1 protein-coding gene and 1 pseudogene are annotated in these 4,551 nt (G+C 42.2%); both read right to left on the reverse strand.

Annotation, left to right across the window (positions count from 1 at the left end; translation table 11 throughout):
* Positions 1 to 4,139, reverse strand: a 4,139-nt coding sequence (locus HMPREF1863_RS02055; protein WP_157065062.1) for a hypothetical protein, incomplete at its 3' end; no start/stop codon positions are given.
* Positions 4,140 to 4,362: 223 nt separating this feature from the next.
* Positions 4,363 to 4,551 (reverse strand): annotated as a pseudogene (locus HMPREF1863_RS09190) (hypothetical protein); the annotation flags it as partial.

Here is a 4,551-nt window from a genome sequence, read left to right on the forward strand (position 1 = left end):
GGAGGAGTCGGCGGCGTCACCGGAGGTTCTTCAGGCGTTTCCGGGGGTGTTGTCGGCGGTTCGTGGGGCGGTTCATGAGGAGGCTCGTGAGGAGGATTATGAGGCGGCTCTTCCGGCGGTTTTTCCGGAGGAAGTTCCTGATTGGTTACTTCGAAAACGTATTCGTAGTAGGGTTCCAGATTATCAGCGTTCGGATTGAAATCCGTTATTTCAGGATACTTTGCATCTTTTCCAAATCCTCTTATATCTTTTTCGGTAACCTTGAAGACTTTAGCAAAGTTTCCATTGACCAGTATATTCGGAACATATAAAGTATAAGCACCTTTTTTATCTTTCTTCAAGTAAAGGTTTATCGTCGAATACCCCGTGTCGTGACATCCCCAATTTTCATCCATACTGTTGTAGTATCTGACTTTAATATTATGCCCATTAGCATCGACTATAATTGGTTTTTTATCATCAAAGCCAAACAGCAAGTCATCATCTTCGACAGTGTTACCATTCCACTTCATGATTTTTTGTTCTTTGATTTGACCATCTACGATGAGTTGCACGGTAATATCACCCAACCATTTATTAAAAGGTTCCTTATTCGTGATTTCATTACTATCTTGAGGTATATAGCCGGGTTGTTTCATAATCCATGAACCTAACGATGAGAAAAAAGCATATTCTCTGGATAAACGAAATTGAATTTTTACATTGTTTTTCTCAGCATCTTTATTCTCACGAGGGTCGACCAGAATCTTCTTCAGCTTATAGGACATTTTAAAGCCTTCCAAGGCCTCTTCTTTTATGCCATAACGATTCTTTTCAAGATACAGGGGATCCAGCTCGGTAATAACGCCTTGCCAGCCGCCCACTTTCGTCAGGGTGACGGTTTTATAAATCGGGTAGACCTTTCCGTTTGTATCGCGCCTGTAATCGACCACAATGCGCTTGCCGTCTTTTAGGATATAGAATGTGACTTGATCCGGAATATCTCTGTTCTTTACCTCAGCGCTCGTTCCGTACTCGCCGAGGGCCTCACGAATTTCCTCTTCAGTCAGCATCTTCCAGGTTTTTTTAATCTTAGCTTCGGTAAAGGGTCTGTTGCTAATAGTAAATTCATAACCATAAAAATCTTTTTTCTCTGCCGGAGAAACGTCTTTTTTCACGACTTTAATTCTACTTGACCCTTCATCCCATACTTCTGTCCAAATATAGGGCACGTGAAGGACAATACCACCCTCTTTTCTTTCTACAAAGATCGAATACTTATCGGCATTTTCGCTATAGCCGAAATAACGTTCCCATTCTTTTTCAATTAACTTTCTTTCTTTTCCGTAAGGCACAATCGCTTTGATCTCACCGGAAAGAATTTCATGGGAAAATTCTGCATTAATACCACTATTGCCGTCTTTTGTAGATTTTCCAATGTAGGAAAGTGTGCCATTTTGATTTACTTCGTAGAAGTAGAAGTCTGCATTGTGATTGCTCTCGTCATACTGACCTCCGTATGCCTTGGACTTGTCTCTGGTAATCAGAACTGTCCCCGGTTGAACGGGAGCTTTGGCATTCGTTTCGTCAATTGACGTAGCGTAGTTTGTTTCCCTTTCCATAACCAGGTACTTATAACCCATTTTTTTCAATTGTTCTTTAGTAAAGGGAAGGCCCTTGTCCTTGGTCAACGTGTAGTTGCTGTACGCATTTTTAGTGAAGCTTGCTTGCCAGTTGTTTCCTTGATTTAAGACCACTTCACCGTATTTATATAGGTCGGGGTCTTGGCCATATTGACTGCGAACATAGATTTCGTCCTTATCCAAAGGAACGATAAAAATATCCACGTGAATATCTTTATTTTCATATTCGCTCTTGTCGATCTTTTCATCCCATTTCTTCTTAAAATGGAATTCGACGCCTCCTTCATCCTTGGGGGTATAGTTATTCGCATTAGAGCCGTATCCGGCTCCATTACCGGATTCATTCCAGAGAATGAATGTTCCCGAATTTTTCCAAGCTTCGGTTTTTAAGGCTTTATCGTAAATTGCCTTCAGGAGAATTTCATTTGTTGCATAGGACATCTTTTTCGGTATGAGGTTTCCACTACCGTCGTCATTTAAAAATTTTATAAAGTGATGATCCTTTGTAATTGAAGATAGAAAAATATAAAATTGATCTTCAATCCGCTTGCCGTTTAATTCAAATGGAACCCCTCTTTTTGCATAACTGTAATCGGCACCTTTTCCGGTGTAAGATGTATTATTGTAAACATAGACACTATGGCCGTCGCCGAAATGGCTTGACCCATAGGCACAGTTCCAAATACCTCCTCCAGTTCCCGGAGTTCCATTGTCATTTTGGCTAACAACAGTGCCTTTAATGGCGTGATTTTCAGTAATTAAAACATTTTCTAATTTTTGGGTTCTCGGTGCGTAGGATACATAAATGCCTCCGCCAAATGTTTTTGCTGTATTGTTTAAAATCATTACCCGTTCAAAGGTTACGCGATTGGAATCCACAAATATACCACCGCCCCGCTCAGGCGTGGTGTTTTTATAAATTAAGCCACCTTTGAAATTAGCTTCCGCATTATTCTCACGCATATATTCATCATAAGGAATGCTCGATGTCGTTGCTTTCCTTAAGTTATGTTCACGACTTTCGGCTATATAATTGTCTGTAACGAGAATTCCACCTGCTCTCGTATTCCCCAAATTATGAGCGACAATCCCATCATTGAGATAAAGGATACCACCTGTATAAATAGCGATACCGCCGGCCAGTTGTCGACCGCCCTGCGTTCTATTAGAGACAATATTGCCGCCGTTCATTTCCACAATGGCTGCGCTTTCAGGATTTTTTACAATATCTTTACCTTCCGCACCAAATAAACCCCCGGCCAATACACCGCCCGCGGCACCTATATTGTGATCGATCATTCCATTGTTCATGATGAATCTTCCACCAGGAGACACGATCACAGCACCTGCATTAAGAGAATATTGCGTATCTTCTCTTATTTCGTTGGCGGTAATTCTGCCGCCTTCCATAATAAACTTTCCGCCATCTTTGATTTCAACAGGTGCATGTCCGGCAATGTCGTTTTTACCGTTGGCAATGGCACCGTTTTTAAGGGTCAGCACACCATGTTGTTGAACCCTAAAAAATGTACCTACTGTTTCGTTTCCATCAAAATTGGCGGCACGGTTCTCGTCGCCCAGAATGAGATTTCCCAGAATCTCAAACAAAGTTCCGCTGAAGCCGGATCCTCTCTTGAGGACGATATCATCGCTATCGAATGTATAGTTGCATTCTTCATTACCCGAAATGCCGTTCTCGGCTGCTTTAATGGCTTTATCACCTCGGTCTCTGGCTTCTTTGATGATCTCTCTTTGCTTTTTTTCGCCTTCCTTGGCGTAGTCTTTCGGCTGTTCGATCTTTTTCCAAGGATCGTCCATTTTCTTGCCGTCATTTGACGTCAACACAATGTTTTGATCTTTCTCAATGGTTAAGGTTTCGGTGATTTCAAATCCTTTGGTGATGATAATTTTAGTAGGGTTGTTCTTTGCCTCTTTGAGCTTTTGTTTTAATTCCTCAAAAGAACCTACCATCACCTCATTGTATTTTATCTCCCCGTCGTTTTGGGGAGCGGGATTCCTCAACATTTGCGGGTTCAAAACGGTACCTTGTTTCAAGACCTTCGTCTCGTTATTCCCAGCCGCTTCGGCTTTCCCTTTTTCTTCCTTACCACGTTTTGCATGATTCGTTTTGGAAGCTGTGTCCTCTTTTTTTATTTCTTTCGGTTCTTCTTTTGCAACATCAGCTTCATTTTTAGAATCCTCTTTCGCCGGTTCCTCTTTTTCGGTTTCGGCGGCTTTAATTGCTTCCGCTTTTTCCGAACCCTCACTGGCGGATTTTTCCTTTGCACTCGATTCTACAGCTGGCAGTTCTGCCGCTGTTGCATCCGGTTCTTTCTCATTTGTCTTCGGCTCGGCTTCTTTCTGCGCAGGTGCTTCTTTCTTTTCTGAAATCGTCGCTGCAGCTTCTTGCCGAGTTGTCTCCGGCTCTGCTACATCCGTTGCAGACTGAGCATACACGGCTCCTCCGCTCGGTAACAAGAGCAACACGAAGAGCAACAAAATACGTAATCTTCTCACTGCCTCTTCCTTTCTGGTTTATATCGACGAGAACTTTATTCATCATAAAAAATATTGTTTTTCACAACTATTATATACCTATACATTCCTATCACCAACATATTCCCGCCTTTTATTCTATAGAACGTTTCTATTCAATTTTTAATCACGAAAAAACCTGCTCCTATTTTGAAGCAGGTTTCTTTTTTATTTGAGGCTATTTCACATGCCATTCCATTTTAAATTAATGTTTCTTTCTGCGAATATAACTGAGACCCATACTCGATGACAATGCCAGCATCATATAAGGCACTACGGATCCTACGCCCGTTTGGGGAGATTCTCCCGGTTTTCTCGGCGGAATGGCCGGCGGTGTTTTCGGTGGCTTTTCCGGTACTTCCGGAGGAGTCGGCGGCGTCACCGGAGGTTCTTC

This window comes from Aedoeadaptatus coxii, from assembly GCF_001553115.1.
Taxonomy (GTDB): Bacteria; Bacillota; Clostridia; order Tissierellales; family Peptoniphilaceae; genus Aedoeadaptatus; species Aedoeadaptatus coxii.